The organism is Mesorhizobium sp. B283B1A (assembly GCF_020165735.1).
Lineage (GTDB): Bacteria > Pseudomonadota > Alphaproteobacteria > Rhizobiales > Rhizobiaceae > Mesorhizobium > Mesorhizobium opportunistum.
In genome coordinates, this window is sequence record NZ_JAIUIQ010000044.1 from 24085 (window position 1) to 49348 (window position 25264).

Consider the following 25264-nt stretch of genomic DNA (forward strand, 5'->3'; position numbering starts at 1 on the left):
AGAATTGAATGTTGATCACCTGCCCCTATTGCGGCCCGCGCGACGTCATCGAGTTCACCTACCAGGGTGATGGCAACCGCGAACGCCCGGATCCCGCCTCGCAGAATTTCGAGGCGTGGAACGCCTATGTCTACGACCGGCTGAACCCGGCCGGCGACCACAATGAGATCTGGCAGCATTCCGGCGGTTGCCGCGCGCATCTGCGCGTCGTGCGCAACACGCTGACACATGAGATTTCGAGTGTCGCCTTCGTGCGCGGCGACCACGGTTCGGCTGCCCGCCGCAAGGCGGAGGACAAGGCATGAGCCCGCGCCGCACCGACACGGGCGGCCGCATCGACCGGCTGAAGACCATCCGTTTCACCTTCGACGGCGTTGCTTATACGGGCCATGCCGGCGACACGCTGGCTTCCGCGCTGCTGGCCAAGGGCGTCACGCTTTTCGGGCGTTCGTTCAAGTATCACCGGCCGCGCGGCCTGCTGACCGCTGGCGTCGAGGAGCCCAATGCGCTGGTGACGGTGCTGAAGGGCGAGGTGCGCGAGCCCAACATCCCGGCCACCATGGTCGAGATCCATGACGGCCTGGTCGCCGTCAGCCAGAACCGCTTCCCCTCACTTGCCTGGGACATCAACGCCGTCAACCAGCTCGGCGGCAAGATCCTGTCGGCCGGCTTCTACTACAAGACCTTCATGGGACCGGTGGTCGGCCCGCTCAAGGGCACGCGCTTCTGGATGTTCTGCGAGCACTTCATCCGCCGTGCCGCCGGCCTCGGCAGCGCCGGATCGGCGAAGGACCCGGCCCGCTACGAACGCATGAACGCCTTTTGCGACGTGCTGGTGGTCGGCTCCGGCCCTGCCGGCCTGATGGCCGCCAAGGCAGCCGCCGATCAGGGCGCCCGTGTCATGCTGGCTGATCTCGAACCGCGTTTCGGCGGTTCGGCCAACTGGTCCGATGAAATCATCGATGGCGCGCCCGCCGCCGATTGGGCGCGGCGCACCGTCGCTCAGCTCGCAGGCCGCGACAATGTCCGGCTTCTGCCGCGCACCACGGTCTGGGGTTACTACGACAACAACACGCTTGCCGCGCTCGAACGGGTCAGCGACCACAAGGAGCATCCCGCCAAGGGCGAGCCGCGCCATCGCTACTGGGCGATCCGCGCCAGGTCCGTCGTGCTGGCCACCGGTTCCTTCGAACGGCCGCTTGTCTTCCCTGGCAATGACAGGCCGGGCGTCATGCTGGCGCATGCCGCCGAGCGCTATGCCAATGAGTTCGGCGTGCTGCCGGGCGAACGGGTCGCGCTGTTCACCAACAATGACAGCGCCTATCGCGCGGCGGTCGCCTTGAAGAAAGCGGGCGCCGCGATCATCGCCATCGCCGACGTCAGGTCCGAGCTTTCGGCCGAGATGCGCAAGCTCGCCGCGGAAGCCGAGGCCGAGCTGTTGACGGGCCATGCCGTCGTCGCCACCGAAGGCGGCAAGGCGCTCTCGGGCATCAAGGTTCAGCGTTTCGACATGGTCACGGGCACGCTGAGCGACGATGCGCGCTCGATCCACGCCGACTGCCTGCTGATGTCGGGCGGCTGGTCGCCGACGATCCATCTCGCCAGCCAGGCCGGCGCCAGGGCGGAATGGAACGCAGCCCGGCAGGCCTTCCTGCCACCGAAGCCCACACAGGGGCTTACACAACAATGGCCAACCCAACAATGGATTGGTGCCGGCGCCTTTACCGGCAGTTTTTCGACTGCCGAAGCCATCGCCGAAGGCCGCGCTGCCGGGCTCACGGCGGCTGGTGGAACAGCCACGTCGCCGGCGCTGCCCACCGTTGAGGCAGCACCTGGCGATCCCGATCCGGCGCCGGTTTTCGAGATCAGGGCCAAGGGCAAGAGCTTTGTCGATTTCCAGCACGACGTGACGGCGGAGGATGTGCGGCTGGCGCATCGCGAAGGCTTCGTCTCGGTCGAGCACCTCAAGCGCTACACCACGCTCGGCATGGCGACCGACCAGGGCAAGAGCTCCAACGTCCCCGGGCTCGCCATCATGGCCGAGGCGCTGGGCAAGCCGATCCCGGAGGTCGGCACGACACGCTTCCGGCCGCCCTTCGCGCCGGTGTCGATCGGCTCGCTGGCGGCCGAGCGTTTCGGCGACCTGAAGCCTGAACGGCTGACGCCGATGCATGACTGGCACCTCGCCAACGGCGCGACGATGTATTCCGCCGGCCTCTGGTACCGGCCGATGATCTACGGCCATGCCGGCGAGACGGTCGAGCAGGCCTATGTACGCGAAGCCAAGGCGACGCGCGAAAGCGCCGGCATCGTCGATGTCTCGACGCTGGGCAAGATCGCCGTGCAAGGTCCCGACGCAGCCGCTTTCCTCGACCGCGTCTATACCAACATGTTTTCGACGCTCGCCGTCGGCAAGGCGCGCTACGGGCTGATGCTGCGCGAGGACGGCTTTGCCTTCGACGACGGCACCACCTGGCGGCTTGGCGAGCAGGATTTCCTGATGACCACCACCACGGCCAATGCCGGCAAGGTGATGCAGCATCTGGAATATTTCCTCGACGTGGTCTGGCCGGAGCTGAAAGTGCACGTCACCTCGGTGACCGATGAATGGGCGGGCGCCGCGATCGGCGGGCCGAAGGCGAGGCAGATCCTTGGGGCTTGCGTCACCGGCACCGCTGTCGACAATGCGATGCTGCCCTTCATGGGCATCGTGCGTGGCGAGATCGCCGGCGTCCCGGTGATGATCTGCCGGCTGTCCTTCTCCGGCGAAATGGCCTTCGAGGTCTATTGCGGCGCCGGCCATGGCACGCATGTCTGGGAAGCGCTGATCGAGGCGGGCAAGCCGTTCGGGCTGGTCACCTACGGGCTCGAGGCGCTCGGCACGATGCGCATCGAAAAGGGCCATGTCACCGGCGCCGAGATCGACGGCCGCACCACGGCGCGCGATCTGCATCTAGACTGGATGCTGTCGAAGAAGAAGCCCTTCATCGGCTCGGCCATGATGGACCGCGAAGGCCTGATCGCGGCCGACCGGCTGGAACTGGTCGGCCTGATCGCGCTGGACAACCGGCCGCTCAATGGTGGTGCGCACATCGTCGAGGAGGTTGACGAAGCCAATCCGCACGGCTCGATCGGCCACATCACCGCCTGCTGCTATTCGCCGGCGCTCGGCAAGCATATCGCGCTGGCGCTAGTCAAGGGCGGCAAGGCAAGGCACGGCACGCGTGCCTACGTCTCCGATCCGTTGCGCAATCGCTTCGGGCCGGTCGAGATCGTCTCCAACCATTTCTACGATCCGGAAGGGACCCGCATGCATGGTTGAGCGCCAATCTCCCCTTGAGCCGGAGTTTCACACCGGCTCGCACGGCAATTTCGAGCACGGCGTCGAGATCCTCCTGACCGAGACAAGGCCGGGCTCGATCGTGCAGCTCGCGGCATGGCCAGGCGAGGAGAAGAAGCTGATCGCTGCCATCCGCACAGTCACCGGCCTTGCGTTGCCCGACGGTGCCGGCGGCGGCCTGAGCGACGGCGTGAAGTCGGTGTTCGGCTTCGCGCCGGGAAAATTCACCGTGGCCGACGAGGCCGAAGGCCTGGCCGCCGCCTTCGCCAAGGCGGTGACACCGGCCATCGGCACGGTGACGGACCTGTCGCATGGCCGCACCGCGATCCGCATCGCCGGGCCGAAGGCCGAATGGGTGCTGGCGAAATTCTTCGCCATCGACTTCGCGCTGCCGGCCTTTCCCATAGGCGCCGGCCGCTCGACTGCACATCACGATGTCTTCGCCCAGATCCAGCGCACCGGCGCCGACGAGTTCGACATCTACGTCTTTCGATCGTTCGCCCGCTCGTTCTGGAAGGCGCTCTGCCATGCCAGCGAGGAAGTCGGCTACGAGGTGCAGTAGAGCAATTGCTTCTGGCATCAACACCAGCCGGTTCTGCAGCTAGAGAATCCTGCCGCGTGCGTCCATGGTGGAAAAAAATGGCCGCCCAACCGGTCCGAGGGGCATAAAAATCCCGTCTTTAAGAGTCGGCGCATTCGTTTGGTTCGAACATCCCCATGACCGCAGAACTATCCGCCGGCGCCACGGATCGCGCCGATATGTCGGCCCGAGCCTTGCTCCTGCTGCCGCTGACGGTCGCCTGCGGCGTGTTCATGACCAGCCTCGACCAGAATGTCGTGGTGACGGCACTGCCCGGCATCGGCGAAAGCCTCGGTCGTCCGCCGAGCCAGCTCGGCCTGCTGATCACCGTCTATGTCGCCAGCCTGATCATCTCCATGCCGCTCGGCGGCTGGGCCGCCGACCGCTTCGGTCTGCGCAACGTCTACTGCTTTGCCTTGTTGGTGTTCGCTAGCTCGTCGGCGCTCTGCGGCCTGGCCGATGATATCTGGACACTGGTCGGCGCCCGCGCGCTGCAGGGCTTCGGCGGTGCGCTGATGGGCACGCTCGGCCAGGTCGTCATCCTGTCGAGCTTTCCGCGCAGCCGCACGCTCAAGATCAATATGTACATCTCGCTGGCCAGCCAGTCCGGGCCATTGGTCGGCCCGCTCGTCGGCGGCGCGCTGACCACCTACATTTCCTGGCGCTGGATTTTCTTCATCAATGTGCCGTTCGCGCTGGCGGCGGCGATCCTTGCCGCCTCGCTGTTCCCGACGGTGACCAAGCCCGTTCGCACGCGGTTCGATTTTCCCGGTTTTCTGCTGGTCGGCAGCGGCATGGTCCTGCTTGTCTTCGGCATGGACTCGCTTGCCGCCAAGGATGCCGCCGGCGGCATGATTGCCGGCGAACTGGCGCTGGCGGTCATCATCCTGTCGATCGCCTCGCTCTACTGCCTGCGCGTGCCCAATCCCCTGCTCGACCTCAAGCTGCTGCGCATCCGCACCTTCCGCATCTCGTTTCTCACCGGCGGCGGCCTGGACACGATCGGCCTCAGTTCCGTCGCCTTCCTGCTGCCGCTGATGTTCCAGCTCGGGTTCGGCATGAGCGCGGTGCAGGCGGGATCGCTGACCTTCGTTGCCGCGCTCGGCTCGGTGGTCATGCGTTTCTTCATGCCGCGCGTCCTCAACCGCTTCGGCTTCCGCCGCGTGCTGGTCGTCAACACGCCGATCGTCGCCGCGATGGTTGCGGGCTTCGCCCTGATGCAGGCGGCGACGCCGGTCTGGATCGTGCTTGGCTACATCTTCGTTTTCGGCGTCTTCCGCTCGGTGCAATGGGCCTCGACCGGCAACCTCGCCTATTCCGACATCGCTCCCGACCAACTCGCCCGCTTCAGCGCGCTCTATTACATCCTCTGGCAACTGGCAGTGGCGATCAGCGTCGGCCTTGCGGCGGCCATGCTGTCGTTCCTGGCCGGCGGCGGGCCTGCCGTGATCGGCGATTTCCGGATTCTGTTCGCGATCGAGGGCGTCATCACGCTCTGCGCACTATCAGCCTATCTCAAGCTGACGCCACAGGACGGCGCCCATGTCAGCGGTCATGGCGCGCAGATGAATACGAAATAGTGCCGCAGCCTGTCGCGGCCGGCTATTCGCTGAACGTAACCCATTCCTCGAGCGGCACGCGGTCGGTGCGGAAGGCGTTTTCGGGCTTGGAAATGTCCTCATAGCCCAGCGCCATGCCGCAGACGACGATTTCCTCGTCGGGAATGTTGAGCACCGGCCGGATCTGCCGGTGATAGGGCGCGAAGGCCGCCTGCGGGCACGTGTGCAGGCCCCTGCCCCGCGCCGCGACCATGATGTTCTGCAGGAACATGCCGTAATCGATCCACGAGCCCTGGTTGAGCCGGCGGTCGATGGTGAAGACCATGCCGACCGGCGCGTCGAAGAAGACGAAGTTGCGGTCGTGCTGGGCACGCATCTTGTCGACCTCGCGGCGACCGATACCGAGCGCGCCATAGAGGCCGAACCCGTTGGCTCGTCGGCGGGTGAGATACGGTTCGAAGAACTGCGTGGGATAATAGCGGTACTCGTCCCATTCGGCCTTCTCGGCGCGGATGCCGGAATTCAGGATGGCATCCGATATCTGTTGCTTGGTCTCGCCCTTGGTGACGTAGACCCGCCATGGCTGCATGTTGGTGCCGGATGGAGCACGTGCCGCAACCGTCAGAATGTCCCGGATCGTCTCGTCGTCGATCATGTCGGGCAAAAATGCACGCACCGAACGGCGCGATAGGATCGCGTCGTCGACGATCTCGGCCTCAACCGCGATTCGAGCCTTCTTTTCCAGCATGGGCCGTCCCTTAGCTACCGCGATCGGACGTCCCCATTCGCCGCTCGCGGCGGAGCCTTTGCATGAACCGTCAAAGTCCTGCAAGCAAATCTTGAGCATTGGTGAAAATCTACTTGATTTTTTCATAAGCTTGATTTCTCATGAAATTCGGATGGGAATTTTCATGAAGAGCGTTTTGCCCCCGACGACCGCACGAACACTGCAGGGGTCCGACGAACGCGTGCTGGCCAGCGACATCAGAGCCTTGCGCCGCGTTCGCGGGCTGACGCTGGCCGAGATCGCGCTGAAACTCGGCCGTTCGGTTGGCTGGGTCAGCCAGGTCGAACGTGGCCTCTCGACGCCATCGGTCGGCGACCTCAGGGCTTTCGCCGAATTGTTCGGCGTGCCGATCAGCCTGTTCTTCAGCCATGAGGTGCCTGTCGAGAGCGAGCGCGGCGTGGTGGTGCGTGCCGGCAGGCGCCGCTCGCTTGGCACCAGCGAATCCGGCCTGGTGGAAGAACTCCTGTCGCCCGATCTCAGTGGTAGTTTTGAAATGGTGCGCTCGATCTTCGCGGCTGGCGCGGAGATGAAGACCGAGCAGCTGCGGCCGACCGAGGAGGCCGGCTATATCGCCTCGGGCATTTTCGAGATCGAGATAGCGGGTGTCTGGCATCGGCTCGGCGAAGGCGATTCCTTCCGCTTCGAAGGCAAGCCCTATCGCTGGCGCAATCCAGGCACCGAGCCGGCGGTTGTCATCTGGGTGGTTTCGCCACCGGTCTATTAGGTTTCAAGTTGGGAGAAGAACATGGCGGGTTTGCCGAGCACGGCGCGCGTGGTGATCATCGGAGGTGGCGTGGTCGGCACTTCCGCGCTCTATCATCTCGCCAAGGCTGGCTGGACCGACTGCGTACTCCTGGAGAAGAACGAGCTGACCTCCGGTTCGACGTGGCACGCGGCCGGCAATGTGCCGACCTTCTCCTCGTCCTGGTCGCTGATGAACATGCAGCGCTATTCGACCGAGCTTTATCGGGGCCTGGCCGACGCGGTCGACTATCCCATGAACTATCACGTCACCGGCTCGCTGCGGCTCGCCCATTCGAAGGAGCGCATGCAGGAGTTCCAGCGCGCCAAGGGCATGGGCCGCCACCAAGGCATGGACATCGACGTGGTCGGCGTCGACGAGATCAAGCGCCGCTATCCCTTTATCGAAACGCATGACCTGGAAGGCGCGCTCTACGACCCCAGCGACGGCGACATCGACCCGGCGCAGTTGACCCAGGCGCTGGCCAAGGGCGCGCGCGACATGGGTGCCAAGATCATCCGTTTCTGCCCCGTCACTGGCGTGCGCCGCGAGAACGACGAATGGGTGGTCGCCACGGCGCAAGGCGATATCCGTTGCGAAATCGTCGTCAATGCCGCCGGTTATCGTGCCGCCGAAGTGGGCCGGATGTTCGGACGCGAGGTGCCGATGATGGTGATGAGCCACCAATACATCCTGTTCGAGGAAATCCCCGAACTCGCCGCCTGGTCCAACGAACAGGGCAAGAAGCTGCCGCTGCTGCGCGATGTCGACACGTCCTACTATCTGCGCCAGGAAAAGGCCGGCATGAATCTCGGCCCCTATGAGCGCAATTGCCGCGCGCATTGGGCTGATCATAACGATCCGATGCCGGACGATTTCTCCTTCCAGCTCTTCCCTGACGATCTCGACCGGCTGGAACATTATCTGGCCGATGCCGTCGCCCGCGTGCCGATCCTGGGCACCGCCGGCCTGTCCAAGGTCATCAACGGACCGATCCCCTACGCACCGGACGGCAACCCGCTGATCGGCCCGATGCCAGGCGTTCCCAATGCCTTCGAAGCCTGCGTCTTCACCTTCGGCATTGCCCAGGGCGGCGGTGCCGGCAAGGTGCTCGCCGAATGGGTCACGCAAGGCCAGACCGAATGGGACATGTGGTCGTGCGATCCGCGCCGCTTCACCTCTTTCGCTTCGGCACCGGATTATTGCGTCGCCAAGGGCATGGAAATCTATGGCAACGAATACGCCATCCAGTTTCCGCGCCATGCCTGGCCAGCGGGCCGCGACCGCAAGCTGTCGCCGATCCACGATCGCATCAAGGCGCTGGGTGCCCGCTTCGACGCTTATAATGGCTGGGAGCGCGCCACATGGTACGCGCAGGACGGCGACGACATCTCCGAGGAAGCCACGCTGACCTTCCGCCGCGACGGGCCGTGGCAGCATCGCGTGCGCGAAGAGTGCCTCGCCGTGCGCGACGCCGCCGGCATCCTCGACCTGCCTGGGTTCTCGCGCTTCAACCTCGATGGGCCGGGAGCGGCAGAATGGCTCGGTCTGCAGGTCACCGGGCTGGTGCCGAAACCCGGCCGCATCGGCCTCGTATATTTCGCCGACGACAAGGGCCGCATCGTCACCGAAATGTCCGTGGTGCGCCACGACGAGAACCTGATGACGCTGATCACCGCGGCGGTGGCGCAGTGGCACGATTTCGAATGGCTGAAATCGCGCATGCCTGAAGACGCGACCTTCAAGCTGATCGACCGGACCGAGGAATTCTCCACCCAGATCCTGGCCGGACCCAATTCGCGTAAAATCCTCGCAGAGATCTGCGACGCCGACCTGACGCTGCCATGGCTGACGCATCAGGAAACCAAGATCGCCGGCCGCTGGGCGAAGCTCGTGCGCGTCTCCTTCGCCGGCGAACTCGGCTGGGAAATCCACACCAGGGTCGACGATACCGCCGCCATCTTCGACGCCATCTGCGCTGCGGGACAAAACCATGGGCTGAAACCATTCGGCATGTACGCGCTGGATTCGCTCAGGCTCGAAAAAGGCTACCGCACCTGGAAAGGTGACCTGTCGACCGACTATTCCATCCTGCAGGGCGGGCTTGAGCGCTTCGTCAAATGGGAAAAACCCGACTTCCGCGGCAAGGTCGCGCTGCAGAACGAGAAGCAGCAAGGCGTGAAGAAGCGCTTCGTCACGCTGGTCGTCGAAAACCCCGGCGATTGCGACGCGCCCTACATGTCGACGCTGTGGAACGATGGCCAGATCGTCGGCGAGACCACATCGGGCGGCTGGGGCCATCGCATCGACAAATCGATCGCGCTCGGCATGCTGCGCGCAGATTTGACCGAACCCGGTACCGCCGTCGAAGTCGAAATCTTCGGCGATCGCTTCAAGGCGATCGTACAGAAGGACGAACCCCTGTGGGATCCGAAGAACCAGAGGCTGCGCGCATGAAGAAGGTCATTCTCACCGATGGCGGCATGGGCCAGGAACTGGTGCGGCGCAGCAAGTCCGAGCCGACGCCGCTATGGTCGGCCAGGGTGCTGATCGACGAACCCGACCTCGTGCGCGGCCTGCACGCGGAATTCATCCGCGCCGGCGCGCGCGTCATCACCATCAACACCTATTCGGCGACGCCCGAACGCCTGGCGCGCGAGGGTGCCGAAGACCTGTTCGAGCCCCTGCAGAGGCGCGGCATCGAATTGGCCAGGCAGGCGTGCGATGAAGCCGGCGACGCCACGATCGCCGGCTGCCTGTCGCCGCTTTTCGGCAGCTACGCCCCGGCGCTGACCATTTCCTATCAGGAAACGCTCGACATCTACCGCCGCATCGTTGCCGAGCAGGCGGATGGCGTCGATCTGTTCTTGTGCGAGACGATGGCCTCGTCCGACGAAGCGCGCGCGGCCGTCACCGCTGCATTGGAAAGCGGCAAGCCCGTGTGGGTATCATGGACACTTGCCGACCATGGCGCGCCGCGCTTGCGCAGCGGCGAGACGATAGCCGGCGCGTCCAGCGCGCTTGATGGCCTGACCGTCGCAGCGCGGCTGCTCAATTGCTGCCGGCCGGAAGCGATCGGCGCCGCTTTGCCTGAACTGATCGACCTCGGCGGCCCGGTCGGCGCCTATGCCAATGGCTTCACCTCCACCGAAGCGCTGAAGCACGGCGGCACGGTGGATGTTCTGCACGCGCGCCATGACCTTGGCCCTGATGCCTACGCCCACCAGGCGACCGGCTGGGTCGAAGCCGGCGCTACTATCGTCGGCGGTTGCTGCGAAGTCGGGCCGCCGCATATAGCGGCCCTGCGCGATCGGCTATGAGATTTCGGGAGTTCAATAATGCCAAGACCATCATCGCGCATTTCCGGTATCGTACCTTCCGGCAAGGATGGCTGGGAGGTTCATTTCGCCGCCTGGACACGCAAGGAAGCTGGCGAAGACATCATCATGCTGTCGGTCGGCGATCATGATTTCGACACGCCCTCGGAAACGATCGAAGCCTGCGTGACCGCGGTTCGCGGCAGCAATCACCACTATACCCCGCTGCCCGGCCTGCCGCGCCTGCGCAAGGCGATGGCCGCGGCCTCGAACGCCTGCACGGGCATCGAGACGCTGCCGGATCAGGTGATCGCAACGCCGGGCGGCCAGGCCGCCCTTTACGCGGCCGTGCAGGCCGTGCTTGACCAGGGCGACCATGCCATCGTCGTGGCGCCCTACTACGCGACCTATCCCAATACGTTCAGCGCCGCCGGCGCCAGTTTCACCGTCGTCGAGACGCCGGCCGAGGATGGCTTCCAGCCCCGCGCCGACATGATCCGCGCGGCGATCAGGCCCAACACGCGCGCCATCCTGATCAACACGCCGAACAACCCGACAGGCGCCGTCTATTCGCGCGAGCGGCTGGAACAGCTGGCCGAGATTTGCCGTGAGCACGACCTCTGGCTGCTGTCGGACGAGGTCTACTGGACGCTCGGCGGCGGCGAGCACGTCTCGCCGCGCTCGCTGCCCGGCATGGCCAAGCGCACGCTGGTCATCAATTCCATGTCCAAGAGCCATGGCATGACCGGCTGGCGCATGGGCTGGCTGACCGGTCCCAGCGAGATGATCACGCTGCTGATCAACCTCAACCTGGTGACGACCTACGGCCTGCCGGCCTTCATCTCGATCGCTTGCGCCGAGGCGCTGGAGAACCGCTATGGCGTCAAGGACATCGCCGAGCGCTACGCGGCGCGCCGCACCGTCTTCATCGAGGCCGTGCGCGGCATGAACGATGTCACCGTGCGCGGTTCCGAGGGCGGCATGTATGTCATGCTCGACATATCCAATGTCGAACCCGACGACGAGAAATTCGCCTGGGCCTTGCTTGACAAGGAGAATGTCGGCGTGATGCCCGGCTCCAGCTTCGGCGAGGCCGCCGCCGGCCACATCCGCATCAGCCTCTGCCAGCCTGAGCCCGTGCTGCGGGAAGCAGCGCTGCGGCTGCGCCGTTTTGCTTCCAGCTATCGCCGCGAGGCCGCATGACGACCATCCCCACCAAGGCCATCCCTGCCAAGGCAAGGGCGGTCATCATCGGCGGCGGCGTCTCCGGCTGTTCGGTCGCCTATCACCTTGCCAAGCTCGGCTGGACCGACATCGTGCTGCTCGAGCGCAAGCAGTTGACGTCGGGTACGACATGGCACGCCGCTGGCCTGATCGGCCAGTTGCGCGGCTCGCAGAACATGACGCGGCTGGCCAAATATTCGGCCGACCTCTATGTCAAGCTGGAAGCCGAGACCGAGGTCGGAACCGGCATGCGCCAAGTCGGCTCGATCACCGTGGCCCTGACCGAGGAGCGCAAGCACGAGATCTATCGACAGGCCTCGCTGGCCCGCGCCTTCGATGTCGACGTGCGCGAGATTTCGCCCAGCGAAGTCAGTGAGATGTATCCGCATCTCAATGTCTCCGACGTCGTCGGCGCCGTGCATCTGCCGCTCGACGGCCAGTGCGACCCGGCCAACATCGCCATGGCGCTGGCCAAGGGCGCGCGCCAGCGCGGCACCACCATCGTCGAGAATGTGAAGGTGACAAAAGTCCACACCAGGGCCGGCCGCGTCACCGGCGTATCCTGGGCGCAAGGTGACGAAACGGGCATGATCGAGGCCGACATCGTCGTTAACTGCGCCGGCATGTGGGCGCGCGAACTGGGCGCCCAGAACGGCGTCACCATCCCGCTGCACGCCTGCGAGCATTTTTACCTTGTCACCGAACCCATCCCCGGTCTCGGCCGCCTGCCGGTGCTGCGCGTGCCGGACGAGTGCGCCTACTACAAGGAAGACGCCGGCAAGATGATGCTCGGCGCCTTCGAACCGGTGGCCAAGCCCTGGGGCATGGACGGCATCCGCGAGGATTTCTGCTTCGACCAGCTTCCCGAGGACATGGACCATTTCGAACCCATCCTCGAAATGGGCGTCAACCGCATGCCGATGCTGGCCACCGCCGGCATCCACACCTTCTTCAACGGCCCCGAGAGTTTCACTCCCGACGACCGCTATTATCTCGGCGAGGCGCCGGAACTGCGGGGCTATTGGATGGCGACCGGCTACAATTCGATCGGCATCGTCTCTTCCGGTGGCGCCGGCATGGCGCTGGCGCAGTGGATCAACGACGGCGAAGCACCGTTCGACCTGTGGGAAGTCGACATCCGCCGCGCCCAGCCGTTCCAGAAGAACCGCCGCTATCTCAAGGAGCGCGTCTCCGAAACGCTTGGCCTGCTCTACGCCGATCACTTCCCCTATCGGCAGATGGCAACGTCCAGGAATGTCCGGCGCTCGCCGCTGCATGAACACCTGAAGGCGCGCGGCGCCGTGTTCGGCGAGGTCGCGGGCTGGGAGCGGGCCAACTGGTTCGCCCGTGAGGGACAGGAGCGCGAATACCGCTATTCCTGGAAGCGGCAGAACTGGTTCGACAACCAGCGCGAGGAACATCTGGCGGTCCGCGACAAGGTCGGCATGTTCGACATGACCTCGTTCGGCAAGATCCGCGTCGAGGGCCGCGACGCTTGCGCTTTCCTGCAAAGGCTCTGCGCCAACGACATGGACGTGGCGCCGGGCAAGATCGTCTACACCCAGATGCTCAATCGGCGCGGCGGCATCGAGAGCGACCTCACCGTGTCCAGGCTATCGGACACGGCCTACTTCCTCGTCGTGCCGGGCGCCACGCTGCAACGTGATCTCGCCTGGCTGCGACGGCATGTCGGCGAGGAATTCGTCGTCATCACCGATGTGACCGCGGCCGAAAGCGTACTTTGCCTGATGGGTCCGGACGCCCGAAAGCTGATCCAGAAGGTCAGCCCCAACGATTTTTCCAACGAGAACAATCCGTTCGGCACGTTCCAGGAGATCGAGATCGGCATGGGCATCGCCCGCGCCCACCGCGTCACCTATGTCGGCGAACTCGGCTGGGAGCTCTATGTCTCGACCGATCAGGCCGCCCATGTCTTCGAGGCGATCGAGGAGGCCGGTACCGATGTCGGCCTGAAACTCTGCGGCCTGCACACGCTGGATTCATGCCGCATCGAAAAGGCCTTCCGGCATTTCGGCCACGACATCACCGACGAGGACAATGTCCTGGAAGCCGGCCTGGGCTTCGCAGTGAAGACGGCCAAGGGCGATTTCATCGGCCGTGATGCTGTGCTGCGCAAGAAGGAGGCCGGACTCTCACGCCGGCTCATCCAATTCCGCCTGAAGGACCCGCAGCCGCTGCTCTTCCACAACGAAGCGATCCTGCGCGACGGCAGGATCGTCGGCCCGATCACCTCGGGCAATTACGGCCATTATCTCGGCGGTGCCATCGGGCTCGGCTATGTGCCATGCCCCGGCGAGAGCGAGGCCGATGTGCTGGCCTCGTCCTACGAGATCGAGATCGCCGGCGAACGTTTTGCAGCAGAGGCGTCGCTGAAGCCGATGTATGATCCCAAGGCCGAGCGAACGAAGACGTAGCTCTTCCTTCGCCCCGTTCCACGGGGAGAAGGTGGCCCGAAGGCCGGATGAGGGGCGGCGCCAGCATTCGAAAGTCGCGCTGCCCCTCATCTGCCTTCCGGCATCTTCTCCCCGTGGAACGGGGAGAAGGACGCTAATTTCCTCAAAACCGCTCCAGCTTCGCCCTCACCTTCGCCAGAAACGCCGTCCTCGATTGTGGCGTCGAGGCATCCATCAGATAATGCGCCAGGAAAAATGTCCTGCAGCGCGTCGCGCAGAGCGCCCGCATGCCGCGCAGCAGGGTTTTGCGCCCGGGTTGGCCGACAACGACACTCCACCAGGTCGGCGCGCCGCAGGTGGTGATGACGCCGACCTTGGTTACATGCGTCATCAGCGATTTGATCCGTCCCTTGCCCGCTGGCAGCTTGAAGGCGACATCGGTCGCCCAAACGCGATCGAGCCAGCCCTTCAGCATCGCCGGCAGCCCGTACCACCAGGTCGGATAGACGAAGAGGATCGCCTCGGCCCAGTTGAGCAGCTCGAAATGCGGCTTCAGCGCCGGGTCGCGCGGCGCCTGGTAATTGTAACCACGCCGCTCCTCGCAGCCCATCACCGGGTCGAATTTCTCGGCATAGAGGTCGAGCAGCCGCACCTCCCAGCCTCTTTGCGTCAACACTTCGACAGCGGTATCGCGGATCGCGGCGCAAAAACTCTCCGGCACCGGATGGCAATAGACGACCAGCGCGCGCATCAGAAGGCATCCATGCTGGCCGCGGTCTTGGCCATGAAGGCCTTGCGGCTGTCGTCGGTCGACAGGTTCATCGCGTAATGCGCGAGATAAGTCACCGGCGCCCCGGGTTTCACGGTGGCGCGCAGCATGCGCTTGATCAGCCTGCGCGGCGGATCGCCCATCAGCATGGCGCGAAACCGGCTGCCGCCGTACGTGGTGACGGCCGCGACCTTCTTGATGTTGTGCAATGACGGCTGCACCTTGCCGTCGACCAGCTTGAACGACACGCCGGGCAGGAAGACGCGATCGAAGAAGCCTTTCAGGATCGCGGGGAAGCCGTAGTTCCAGACCGGATAGGAAAGCACCAGCGCATCGGCCCGCAACAGGCGCTCGACATAGGGCGCCGCCGGGTCTTCGGGGCCGCGCCGATTGTGATAATCCAGCCTCTCCTGGTGCGTCAGCCGCGGGTCGAAATCCTCGGCGTAGAGATCGCAGTCATCGACCGCATGACCCGCCGCCGTCAGCCGCTCGACGATCATCCGGTGCAGTCCGGCATTGAAGCTGGTCTCGACCGGATGGGCGTAGAGGACGAGGATGTTCACGGTGAAACATCCCCTATGTTAGCGCGAGGCGCCCCCCTCTGCCCTGCCGGGCATCTCCCCCTCAAGGGGTGAGATTGGCAGCTTTTTTGTTGCGACCAAACTGCGGTGTTGATGATTGGCGAAAGCAATGCGGCAGTCCGATCTCCCCCCTTGCGGGGGGTGACGAGTGGTCCGCGCAGCGGACGGGAAGCCAATTGCTTGGCTTTCCGAGCGACGAACGCCCGGAGCGACAGCGAAGGGCCCGGGCCGCCAGGCCAGAGGGGGGTACAACGCCATGCGCCGGTCATCGTCTCACCCTGCCTTTTGCAGCCCCTTGAAAAGGAAGGTTCGCCCCGAACGATAGTCATAATCCGGGTTTTCCCAGGCGATCATCTTGCCGGGATTGAGCAGCCCCTGGGGGTCGGTCTCGCGCTTGAAGGCGAGCTGCACCGCGTCGGTCTGCTTCATGCCGCCCTCTTCCAGCGTGTAGCGGTGCGGGTTGAAGATCGGGCAGCCATTGTCCTCATGCAGACGGATGATCTTGTCGAGCCGCGCCTCGGTGGTGAACTTGACCAGCGGCAGGCCGAAGCAGGTGATGTTGCCGTCCAGCCGCACGAACTCGAGATGCGAGAACACTTCGCCGGGAAACATCGCATCCATTTTCTCGACCAGCGCCAGCTGATTTGGAAAGGGATAGAGCGATTGCAGGTAGGTGATCGAAGGGTCAACCCGCAGCGCCCTCAGCGTTGTGTGGTTCCAGGCCAGCTCATAGGCCGGCGGCAGACCCTTTTTCTCCTCCGGCGTTGCCGTCGCGGCATTGAAGATCAACTCGCCGCCGGCGCGGCGGGTGAAGGTGAGGAAGGCATCCAGCCCATGCCGCGCCACCATGACGACGCAGATGCTCTGCCCTTCCCGTAGGAATTTCTGGTGCCGCTTGAAATAAAGCTGCGGCACGGGTGCCGCGATCGGCGTGATCAGCTTGGTCAGGATGCCGTCCTGGCACGCTAGCGCATTGCCATAGCGCGCCGCGTCCATGAACTTGTCGAAGCCGACGATGACATCGACCCACTCATAGGCAGCGGTCAGCGGCATCTCGACTTCCGTGATGATGCCGTTGGTGCCGTAGGCGTGGGTCACCTTGTGCAGATCCTCGCCGGTTAGTTCGAGCACCTTCGGTTCGGCCTCCATGGTCACCACGCGCAGGCGCAGCACATTGCCGAAATCGCGCAACCCGCCGAAATTGATCGAGCCGACGCCGCCCGAGCCGCCGGCGATGAAGCCGCCGATCGAGGCAGTGTTGTAGGTGGAGGGCGACAGCCGCAGCTCCTGGCCGGAATGCGCCCGCGTCGCTTTGTCGATATCGGCCAGGATCGCACCGGGTCCGGTCACGACACGGCCCGGCGCGATCGACTTGATCTCGTTCATCTCGGCAAGATTGAGCACCACGCCGCCCGACAGCGGCATCGCCTGGCCGTAATTGCCGGTGCCGCTGCCGCGCGGTGTCACCGGTACGCCATGCCGATAACAGGCGGCCAGCAGGCGGACCAGTTCGGCCTCGTTCCTCGGCGTCACGATGAGATCGCCGGTGACATGGTCGAGCTGCCGCTTCAGCACAGGGCTGTACCAGTAGAAATCGCGGCTCTTCTGCTGGACGATGGCTGGATTGTCGTCGATCTTCAGGCCTTCGAGATCGCGTTTGAGCGCCGAGACGTCCATCATTCCACCATCAGTCCGTCGAGTTCGGCATAGTCGGGCAACTGCCGGTCGATCGCGCGCCCGCCGCGCACGACGATGCGATCCGATTCGGGCCGCGACAGCAATTCGGTCCAGCTCCTACCTTTGAACAGGATGAAGTCGGCATCGCCGCCGGCGGCAAGCGTGCCGAACCCGTCGAGCCGCATAACGCTGGCCGGCGTCGCGCTGACGGTTTGCGGCCAGTCCGCGACCGGATGATCGAAATGCAGGATGCGCGTCGCCATGCGGTAGACCTCCAGCATGTCGAGATCACCATAGGCGTAGAACGGGTCACGCGTGTTGTCGGAGGCGACGGCGACCGGAATGCCCCTCGCCTTCATCTCATGCAGCAGCGTCACGCCACGCCAGCGCGGCGTGGTCTGATCCGTGCGCCGATCCTGCAGATAGAGATTGCACATCGGCAGCGACACGACGGCTAAGCCGGCCTTCGCCACCTTGTCCAGCGTGTCCAGCACATCGAGATCGGGCTGCCGCGCCAGCGAACAGCAATGGCCGACGAGGATGTTGCCCTCGAAGCCGTTCCACAGTGCCGCCTCGGCGATCTTCTTCAGCGAGATCGCGGCGGCATCGTCCGTCTCGTCGGCATGGAAATCGAGATCGAGGCCATGCTTGATCGCCTGCGCGAAGACCTGGTCGAGCAGCTCTTCCAGGTCCGGCACCATGTAGGTAACGACGCCGAGCACGCCCTTAGCGGCGGCAACCCGTTTCGCCAGCCTGTCGAACCATTTTCTGTCGCGCACGCCCTCGATGCCGAGCAGGCAGGCGCCCTGCAATTCGACGCGGCCACGCCATGCCTCGCGCATCGTCTCGAACACCGGCCAGGAAATCTCCTCCTGCGGCGCGACGCTGTCGATGTGGGTGCGCAGTGCCCTGGTGCCATGCGCGTAGGCAGAGCGCAGCGAGAAATCCATCCGCCGGGCCACATCCTGGGCACTCCAACGGGCTACGCGGTCAGCGCCGGTGGCGTTCAGCGCGCCCATGAAGGTGCCATCCGGATTGGGTTTTCGCGGCCAGATATGGCCCTTGTCGATATGCGTGTGGCAATCGACGAAGCAGGGCAGAACGATGCGGCCGCCGAGATCGACGGCATCGGCTGGTGCCGCTGCCTGGTCATGCGCGGCAATGCCCGCGATCTTGCCATCGGCGACAGTGATGTCGGCCAGCGCAAAGCCATCGCTGTCGAAGACGGCGGCGAAGCCGGGCGTAACAGACTGATGAACACGTGCTTTGGCAAGGTGGTAGGAACCAGAGGCTGGTATCAAGGCCTGCCCCCCTCTGCCCTGCCGGGCATCTCCCCCTCAAGGGAGGAGATTGGCAGCGTCGGCGCCGGCTCATTTTTTTCAATGTTGGAGATTGGCGAAGATCGTGACAGCGGCCAATCTCCCCACTTGAGGGGGAGATGTCCGGCAGGACAGAGGGGGGCGCCTCGCACCAACATATCAATCACGTCACACACCCTACCGCTCTTGCTTCAGTGCGCTCTCATGCCAGCGCCGCAGAATGAGATGCGAAATCAGCGACAGCACGAGGAAGATCAGGATGCCGGTCAGCGAGATCAGGAACAGCGCCGCGAACAGCCGTGGCGCGTTGAGCCGGTAGCCGGCCTCGATGATGCGCGAGGCAAGCCCCGACGACTGGCCGGTGGCGCCGGCGACGAACTCGGCCACCACGGCGCCGATCAGCGACAGGCCGCCCGCGATCTTCAGCCCGCCGAGGAAATACGGCATCGCCGCCGGCAGCCTGAGATAGCGCAATTGCTGCCAGCGCGTCGCGCCGTTGAGCTTGAACAGGTCGCGCAGATTGCGGTCGACCGAGTTGAGGCCGAGCGTTGTGTTGGACAGGATCGGGAAGAAGGCGACGATCCAGGCGCACAGCAGAAGCTTGGTCGTCTGGTTGTTTACATAGATGTTGATCAGCGGAAAGATCGCTACGATCGGCGTCACCTGCAGCACGATGGCGAAGGGGAAAAATGACATCTCGACCCATTTCGACTGCGCGAACAGCACGGACAGGCCGACACCGCCGATGACGGCCAAGGCCAGGCTGAGGAAGGTGATGCGCAAGGTGATCAGCAGCGACGAGAACAGGAGGCCGGCATCGCTGTAGAGGGTCCACAGCACCACGCCAGGACGCGGCAGGATATATTGCGGGATACCGTTCCAGACGCAGATGCGGTCCCAGAGCCAGATCGCCAGGATCATGATCGCCAGAGGCAAAACCCAGCGGCCGATCCGCTCGAATCGCTCCTGGCGCACGCGTCGCGCCTCCTCGGGATCGAGCTTGAGTTCGTCAATGGCCGTCATGATGCGCGCCTGCTGTTGAATTGATGGCACCGATCAGCACATCGGAAGCCCGCCGACACAAAGCAGCATAGTCGGGAGAGGTCCGAAACACCTCGTCGCGCGGATAGGAGGCATCGATGGCGAGTTCGTCGAACACCCTGCCCGGGCGTGCCGCCATGACGACAACGCGATTGGAGAGAAACACGCTTTCGAAAACACTGTGGGTGACGAAGACGACGGTGAAGCGCTCGTCCTGCCACAACTCCAGGAGGTCGTTGTTGAGCTTGAAACGCGTGATCTCGTCGAGTGCGGCGAACGGCTCGTCCATCAACAGCACGCGCGGCTTGGTCACCATGGCGCGCGCGATCGAGACGCGCATCTTCATGCCGCCCGACAGTTCGCGCGGCACCGCGTCCTCAAAGCCGGTCAGGTGCACCCGCGCCAGCATCTCCGTGATGGCCGGCGCCGCCTTGGCACGGGAAATGCCCTTCAGCCTGAGCGGCAGCCAGACATTGTCGAGAACGCTGGCCCAGGGCAGCAATGTCGGCTCTTGGAAGACGAAGCCGATGTTGGCGCGGTCGAGCGAGCCGCTGCCGCGCCAATCGAGCACGCCGGAAGTCGGCGTCGACAGGCCGGCGATCAGCCGCAGAGCCGTCGACTTGCCGCAGCCGGACGGTCCGAGCAGGCTGAGAAAATCGCCTTCCCGGATCGTCAGGTCGACATCGCTCAACGCAGTCACGCCGTTGGAAAAGACCTTGCCGACGCCACGCAGCGCCAGCAAGGTCGGAGCGGTGACCAAGGCCGGCGCTTGCGCCACCTTTTCCTTTATCATTGCCGGGACCGGCCTATTTCTTCAGCTCGAGCCCGACGCCCTTGTTGACGAAGGCCAGCGTATAGGCCTTCGTGATGTCGATGCCGTCGGGCGTAACCTTGGCCTTGACCATCTTGTCGTAAAAACTCTTGATCCGCGCGTCGGTCATGGCGCCGATGCCGAGCTTCTCGGTGTCGCCGGAATCGGCAAGGCCGAACTTTTTCATCTGTTCGATCGAGAAGGCGATCTGCTCGTCGCTCATGTCAGGATTGTCTTTCTTGATCATGTCGTTGGCGGCCTTGTTGTCGCCGTAGAGATATTTGTACCAGCCCTTGGCCGAGCCATCGACGAAGCACTGGACCACCTCCGGCTTCTTGTCGATCGTGTCCTGCATCACCTCGATCGTCGTCGAATACGTATCCCAGCCATAGTCGGCGAGCAGGAACTGGTTCGGCACGAAGCCGCCTTCCTTCTTGACCGCGAACGGTTCCGACGTGACATAGCCCTGCTGGATCGACTTCTTGTTGGCGAGGAACGGAGCGGTATTGTAGGTATAAGGCGCGCGCTTGGCGGCGTCGAAGCCCAGTGCCGTGACCATCCACTGGAAGAAGGTCTGCACGCCTTCGTCGCCCAGGATGTACTGGTCGGCGTTCTTCAGATCCTCCCATTTGTCGAGCCCCTCGCCGGGATGGGACATGATGACCTGCGGGTCCTTCTGGAAGTCTGCGGCCACCACGCGCATCGGAATGCCCTGCTGGACGGCATCGAAGGCCGACAGCAGGTTGCCGCCCATGTAGAAATCGATCTTGCCGGCCAGCAGCATCGGCCGGCCGCTGACCTGCGGGCCCCCCTGCATGATGGTGACGTCGAGGCCGCAGGCGGCATAGGTGCCGTCCGCCACGGCCTGGTAATAGCCGCCATGTTCCGGCTCGGCCAACCAGTTGGTGCCGAAGGTGACTTTTTCATTCGCCGCCGCCCCAAGCGTGCCGGCGGCAAGCAAGGCCACCACCGCCACCGAGATCTTCTGTTTTGCGTACATCGACACCACCCTTTGTTTGCTCCGGCGCGACACGCGCCAGGCTCGACACCAAAGATTCAAGAAGCAAGACACATGCCACCGGCGTCGCGCGCCGGGACCCGCCCGCCTGCACCACAGCCATCTGCGAAAGCCGGAAAGGTCGTGCTGCACTGGAGGCATCGTGCCTATTTTTTGAACGCCTGTCCACAATCGCACCGGCAACATGCACCGCCATCTTGATGCTGTAATGCATCCCGCCTTACGCTGGCGGTATCCAGGAGATTGCCATGTTCAAATTCCTCACCCCGAAGTCGATCAAGCCGCCCTTTGCCCGCTACAGCCACGGCGTCGAGGTGCCCCCTGGCAAGCGACTGGTGCTGTGCTCGGGCCAGGTTGCGATCACGGCGGATGACCAGATACCCGAAGACGCCGGCGCCCAGGCCGAGCTCTGCTTCCGCAACATCGCCGCGATCCTCGGCGAGGCGGGGCTTGGACTTGGGGATATCGTGCGCATCAACGCCTATGTCACCGACCGCGTGCATCTGCGGCCCTATATGGACGTCCGCGACCGGCTGTTTTCCAGCCCGGCACCGGCCTCGACGCTGATGATCGTCAGCGGATTCGCGCGGCCCGAATTCAAGGTCGAGATCGAAGCCATCGCAGCCGGGTGATCGACAGGCCGTCCGTCCCGCGCTAGGTCTGGCCGGTTCATCGAAGAGGCATGACATGACCGTTGCAAAAAGACGCGTGTGGTGGGGCGACTACCGGACCACCGAATACGCTTCGATCGATCCCGAGGCGACCATCGCCGTGCTGCCGGTGGCGGCGATCGAGCAGCATGGACCGCATCTGCCGGTGTCGACCGACACCTCGATCATGAACGGCATGCTGGACACCGTCATTTCGCGCCTGCCCGACGATCTCGACATCCGCATTCTGCCGGTCCAGGCGGTGGGCAAGTCGAACGAGCATCTGCACGCGCCGGGTACTCTTACCCTGCCGGCAACGACGCTGGTCGAGGCCTGGACCGAGCTTGGCCTGTCGATCGCGCGCGCCGGTGTGCGCAAGCTCATCGTCGTCAACTCGCATGGCGGCAATGAAGAGATCATGGGCATCATCACGCGCGAATTGCGGGTGCGCGAGAAGATGCTGGCGGTGAAGACCAGCTGGCAGCGTTTTGGCCGCCCGGCCGGCATGTACACCGAGATCGAGGATCGCCACGGCATTCATGGCGGCGATGTCGAGACCTCGCTGATGCTGCATTTCCGGCCGGATCTCGTCGACATGGGCAAGGCCGACAATTTCGTCTCCAACGTCGCCAAGGCCGAGCAGGAATTTTCGCTGCTGCGCCACACCGGCACCCACGCCTTCGCCTGGATCGCCAGTGATCTCAACCCGAACGGTGTGGTCGGCGACGCCAGCATCGCAACGGCGGAGAAAGGCCGGCTGACGGCTGAATATCAGGCCGATGGCTTCATCAGCCTGCTCAGGGATGTGCGCAAGGCGCAGTTGGCCGAGTGGCTGAAATAGCCGCCTAAACGTCGATCTTCAGCGCGAATGGCGTGCCCTCGAACGCATCCGCACCGCGCCCGATCGATTCGATCGCCTCGATCATGCGGCCATTGCGGCCAAGCAGCATATCGGCCACCGCGATCAGCCGCGGGTTTGGTGTGGCCGAGGGCGACAGGGCACGCAGCGTCTGCGCCAGTTCGGCCTCGTCGCGTTTCGGCGCCAGTGCGGCGGCGATGATATACGCAGACGCCGTCGAGCGGCTGATGCCGGCATAGCAATGCACCACGATCGGCTTTGCCCGGTCCCAGCGGCGCGCGAAATCGAGCAGGCTGCGCACATGCTCCTCGCCTGGCATGGTCATGCCGTCCTGCGCCACCGCGATGTCGTGCATGACCAGATGCAGATGGTTTTCCCGCGATATCGAGGACGGCCGAACAACCTCGGTCCCCACCGTCAGCAAGGACAGCATGCGACCGGCGCCGGTCCTGGCCACCGTTTCCTCGATCTTCGCCAGCGAACAGACATGGATCATCGCGCGATCTCCCTGACGCCATCGTCGCGCCGCATCGCCCAGCCGGCAAGAGCCGATTCGAGCCGCTGCCACTCTTCCTCGCTTCCCGGCAGGCCGGCGCGCAGGACATGCGGCCGGTCGGAGAAATGCCGAAGCAGGATGCCGCGTTCGCCAAGTGCCGAAAACAGTCCGGCGGCATCCGCCAGGCTGAGATAGCGAAACAGCGTGGTGCCGCCGGCGACGGCAACGCCGAAGCGGCCGAACAGGGCGTCCAGCCGCGCGGATGCCTCCATGAGGGAAGCTCTCATATCCGCCTGCCAGCCGATATTGGCAAGCGCGCGAATGCCGTATTCCAGCGCCGGGCCGGCGACGGCCCATGGTCCGAATTGCGTCTCCAGCAATTCCACCGTCGGCACATCGGAAAGCGCAAAGCCGAGCCGCAGGCCAGCCAGGCCAAAGAACTTGCCGAACGAGCGCAAGACGACGATGCCGCCCTGTTCGACATCGCCGGCAAGACTATGTTCGCGCGGGCCGACATCCATGAACGCCTCGTCGACGACCAGCAGCCCGCCCTTGGCGCGCAATTGCACTGCCAACGCCAGCAACCGGTCGCGCTCGATGATGCGCCCGTCCGGGTTGTTCGGATTGACGATGATGGCAAGGTCAGCTTCGGCCAGCGTCGCAAAATCGCTGACTTCGCTCACCCGATGCCCCGCGATCGCTGCTGCGCGGGCATGTTCGGCGTAGGTCGGTCCCAGCACCAAAGCCTTGCCGGGCCTGACCAGCGCTGCGACGCGCGGCAGCAGGATCTGCGTGCCCGGTGCCGCCACGACATGGACTGGCGACGGCGCGCCGTAAGTGCCGGCCGCGATCGCTGTCAGTTCGCGCCCGCGCGCGGCCTCCGGCAATCGCGACAGCGAGGTGGCGGGCAGATCGAAAAGCGGGTAGGAGTGCGGATTGATACCGGTCGAGAGGTCGACGAAAGGCAGTACGGCGTTGGGGAAAAGCACCCTCGCCCGGCCAAGACTTCCACCATGGTCCACCGCTCCATCAAGAAGCTTCATGTCAGTCCTGATCGCTTTCCTGTCATTGGTCATCGAATTTTTTCTGGGTTATCCGGACTGGCTGTTTCGCGCCATCGGTCATCCAGTGACGTGGTTCGGCAGGCTGATATCCTTTCTCGACCTAAGGCTCAACCGCGCTACTGATCCCGACGCGCTGCGTCGTCAACGCGGTGTCCAGGCGCTGCTGGTTATCGTGCTGGTGCCGGCCGTGATCGGGCTCTGCGTGCAGGTCCTGCTCTGGTTCGTTCCACTAGGGCTGTTCGTCACCGCGCTCCTGGCGACATCGTTCCTGTCGCAGAAGAGCCTTTACGAACATGTCGAGGCCGTGGCCGATGCGCTGGACTCAGGCGGTCTCGCCATGGGCCGCGTCGCCGTCTCGCGCATCGTCGGCCGCGATCCAGAAACTCTGGACAGGGCCGGTGTCTGCCGTGCGGCGATCGAGAGCCTGGCCGAGAATTTTTCCGATGGCATCGTCGCTCCCGCCTTCTGGACGGGCGTCGGCGGGCTCGCCGGCGGCGCCGCCTACAAGGCCGCCAACACCGCCGATTCGATGATCGGCCACCACACCCCGCGCCATGAAGCTTTCGGCTGGGCGGCGGCCCGCTTCGACGACTGGATCAATCTTCCGGCGTCGCGGCTGACGGCTCTGCTGATCGTGCTGGCGGCTTTCCTGGTCAAGGAAGCCGATCCGAACAATGCTTGGCAAGCAGTGCGGCGTGACGCAAAAAAGCACCGCTCGCCCAATGCCGGCTGGCCGGAAGCGGCGATGGCCGGCGCACTTGGCCTGGCACTCGCCGGCCCGCGCAGCTATGGCGGCGTGCTGGTCGACGACGTCTTCATGGGCGAAGGCGGCCGCCGCGAAGCCGACAGTCTGGACATCAGGCGAGCGCTGAAACTCTACCGCGTCGCCGATTATCTGCTGATCGGGCTGTTTGGTTTGATCTCCGCGATCGCAATTGTGGCGTGACCAAGCACCATTTTTCCGCGGGCGTGAAGGCGCAGCAGGGGATCGAGTTCTGACCGTTCCTTACCCTCCC

22 protein-coding genes are annotated in these 25264 nt (G+C 64.3%); 12 read left to right on the forward strand and 10 right to left on the reverse strand.

The features are described from left to right. Nucleotides 1-8: 8 nt before the first annotated feature. The 4 genes from LB577_RS27595 (at nucleotide 9) to LB577_RS27610 (ending at nucleotide 5500) form a co-directional block, all read left to right on the forward strand. Nucleotides 9-305 carry a sarcosine oxidase subunit delta gene (locus tag LB577_RS27595; RefSeq protein WP_224689726.1) on the forward strand — a complete coding sequence of 99 codons (297 nt, stop codon included), beginning with the start codon at nucleotides 9-11 and terminating at the stop codon, nucleotides 303-305. Further along, nucleotides 302-3322 carry a sarcosine oxidase subunit alpha gene (locus LB577_RS27600; protein WP_224689727.1) on the forward strand — a complete coding sequence of 1007 codons (3021 nt, stop codon included), beginning with the start codon at nucleotides 302-304 and terminating at the stop codon, nucleotides 3320-3322. Before LB577_RS27595 ends, LB577_RS27600 begins: the two co-directional genes overlap by 4 nt. Next, nucleotides 3315-3902 (forward strand): sarcosine oxidase subunit gamma family protein, encoded by a 588-nt coding sequence (gene soxG / locus LB577_RS27605; protein ID WP_224689728.1) that lies wholly within the window; start codon nucleotides 3315-3317, stop codon nucleotides 3900-3902. The genes LB577_RS27600 and soxG overlap by 8 nt, the downstream gene beginning before the upstream one ends. 155 nt (nucleotides 3903-4057) lie before the next feature. Next, the gene (locus tag LB577_RS27610; protein ID WP_224689729.1) at nucleotides 4058-5500 is read left to right on the forward strand and encodes an MFS transporter; all 1443 of its coding nucleotides are present in this window, start codon (nucleotides 4058-4060) and stop codon (nucleotides 5498-5500) included. A 22-nt stretch (nucleotides 5501-5522) separates the two neighbouring features. Here the strand turns inward: LB577_RS27610 and LB577_RS27615 are convergent, their stop codons facing one another. Further along, entirely contained in the window at nucleotides 5523-6227 is a 705-nt protein-coding gene (locus tag LB577_RS27615; protein WP_224689730.1) for a nitroreductase, read from the reverse strand. Nucleotides 6228-6390: 163 nt separating this feature from the next. Here LB577_RS27615 and LB577_RS27620 point away from each other — a divergent pair, with 163 nt between their 5' ends. Genes LB577_RS27620 through LB577_RS27640 form a run of 5 tightly spaced genes read left to right on the forward strand, consistent with a single transcriptional unit; the run spans nucleotide 6391 to nucleotide 13984 of the window. Continuing rightward, nucleotides 6391-6990, forward strand: a complete 600-nt coding sequence (locus LB577_RS27620; RefSeq protein ID WP_198028397.1) for a helix-turn-helix domain-containing protein — start codon at nucleotides 6391-6393, stop codon at nucleotides 6988-6990. A gap of 21 nt (nucleotides 6991-7011) precedes the next feature. Then, a complete protein-coding gene (locus tag LB577_RS27625) occupies nucleotides 7012-9465 on the forward strand; it encodes an FAD-dependent oxidoreductase (RefSeq protein ID WP_224689731.1) in 2454 nt (817 codons plus the stop codon). Next, nucleotides 9462-10328, forward strand: a complete 867-nt coding sequence (locus LB577_RS27630) for a homocysteine S-methyltransferase family protein (protein ID WP_224689732.1) — start codon at nucleotides 9462-9464, stop codon at nucleotides 10326-10328. Before LB577_RS27625 ends, LB577_RS27630 begins: the two co-directional genes overlap by 4 nt. A gap of 18 nt (nucleotides 10329-10346) precedes the next feature. After that, nucleotides 10347-11528, forward strand: a complete 1182-nt coding sequence (locus LB577_RS27635; protein ID WP_224689733.1) for a pyridoxal phosphate-dependent aminotransferase — start codon at nucleotides 10347-10349, stop codon at nucleotides 11526-11528. Further along, nucleotides 11525-13984, forward strand: a complete 2460-nt coding sequence (locus LB577_RS27640; RefSeq protein WP_224689734.1) for an FAD-dependent oxidoreductase — start codon at nucleotides 11525-11527, stop codon at nucleotides 13982-13984. Before LB577_RS27635 ends, LB577_RS27640 begins: the two co-directional genes overlap by 4 nt. Nucleotides 13985-14126: 142 nt before the next feature. On the opposite strand, the gene LB577_RS27645 is transcribed toward LB577_RS27640, so the two are convergent. The 7 genes from LB577_RS27645 to LB577_RS27675 all read right to left on the reverse strand — a co-directional run bounded on the left by LB577_RS27645 (nucleotide 14127) and on the right by LB577_RS27675 (nucleotide 21161). Then, on the reverse strand, nucleotides 14127-14714 hold the full coding sequence (locus LB577_RS27645) for an NAD(P)H-dependent oxidoreductase (RefSeq protein ID WP_224689735.1): 588 nt from the start codon (nucleotides 14712-14714) through the stop codon (nucleotides 14127-14129). Continuing rightward, on the reverse strand, nucleotides 14714-15295 hold the full coding sequence (locus LB577_RS27650) for an NAD(P)H-dependent oxidoreductase (protein ID WP_023780453.1): 582 nt from the start codon (nucleotides 15293-15295) through the stop codon (nucleotides 14714-14716). The genes LB577_RS27645 and LB577_RS27650 overlap by 1 nt, the downstream gene beginning before the upstream one ends. Before the next feature lie 291 nt (nucleotides 15296-15586). Beyond that, nucleotides 15587-16990 (reverse strand): FAD-binding oxidoreductase, encoded by a 1404-nt coding sequence (locus LB577_RS27655; protein ID WP_224689743.1) that lies wholly within the window; start codon nucleotides 16988-16990, stop codon nucleotides 15587-15589. Further along, nucleotides 16990-18291, reverse strand: coding sequence for a cytosine deaminase (locus tag LB577_RS27660; RefSeq protein ID WP_224689736.1), 1302 nt, complete (start codon nucleotides 18289-18291; stop codon nucleotides 16990-16992). The genes LB577_RS27655 and LB577_RS27660 overlap by 1 nt, the downstream gene beginning before the upstream one ends. A 195-nt stretch (nucleotides 18292-18486) precedes the next feature. Then, a complete protein-coding gene (locus LB577_RS27665) occupies nucleotides 18487-19332 on the reverse strand; it encodes an ABC transporter permease (RefSeq protein ID WP_224689737.1) in 846 nt (281 codons plus the stop codon). Beyond that, nucleotides 19319-20143, reverse strand: coding sequence for an ABC transporter ATP-binding protein (locus tag LB577_RS27670; protein WP_224689738.1), 825 nt, complete (start codon nucleotides 20141-20143; stop codon nucleotides 19319-19321). The genes LB577_RS27665 and LB577_RS27670 overlap by 14 nt, the downstream gene beginning before the upstream one ends. Nucleotides 20144-20156: 13 nt before the next feature. Beyond that, nucleotides 20157-21161 carry an ABC transporter substrate-binding protein gene (locus LB577_RS27675; protein WP_023763352.1) on the reverse strand — a complete coding sequence of 335 codons (1005 nt, stop codon included), beginning with the start codon at nucleotides 21159-21161 and terminating at the stop codon, nucleotides 20157-20159. 266 nt (nucleotides 21162-21427) lie between these two features. On the opposite strand from LB577_RS27675, the gene LB577_RS27680 reads away from it, so the two are divergent. Beyond that, nucleotides 21428-21811, forward strand: a complete 384-nt coding sequence (locus LB577_RS27680) for a RidA family protein (protein ID WP_023763351.1) — start codon at nucleotides 21428-21430, stop codon at nucleotides 21809-21811. A gap of 55 nt (nucleotides 21812-21866) precedes the next feature. Next, nucleotides 21867-22670 (forward strand): creatininase family protein, encoded by an 804-nt coding sequence (locus LB577_RS27685; protein WP_224689739.1) that lies wholly within the window; start codon nucleotides 21867-21869, stop codon nucleotides 22668-22670. 4 nt (nucleotides 22671-22674) lie between these two features. Here the strand turns inward: LB577_RS27685 and LB577_RS27690 are convergent, their stop codons facing one another. Together LB577_RS27690 and cobD are read right to left on the reverse strand one after the other, a co-directional pair. Continuing rightward, nucleotides 22675-23184: a tyrosine phosphatase family protein gene (locus LB577_RS27690; protein ID WP_224689740.1), complete on the reverse strand. Its 510-nt coding sequence runs from the start codon at nucleotides 23182-23184 to the stop codon at nucleotides 22675-22677. After that, on the reverse strand, nucleotides 23181-24227 hold the full coding sequence (gene cobD / locus LB577_RS27695) for a threonine-phosphate decarboxylase CobD (protein WP_224689741.1): 1047 nt from the start codon (nucleotides 24225-24227) through the stop codon (nucleotides 23181-23183). Before cobD ends, LB577_RS27690 begins: the two co-directional genes overlap by 4 nt. Here cobD and cbiB point away from each other — a divergent pair. Then, nucleotides 24226-25194, forward strand: a complete 969-nt coding sequence (gene cbiB, locus LB577_RS27700) for an adenosylcobinamide-phosphate synthase CbiB (protein ID WP_023763346.1) — start codon at nucleotides 24226-24228, stop codon at nucleotides 25192-25194. The genes cobD and cbiB overlap by 2 nt on opposite strands. Nucleotides 25195-25264 lie beyond the last annotated feature (70 nt).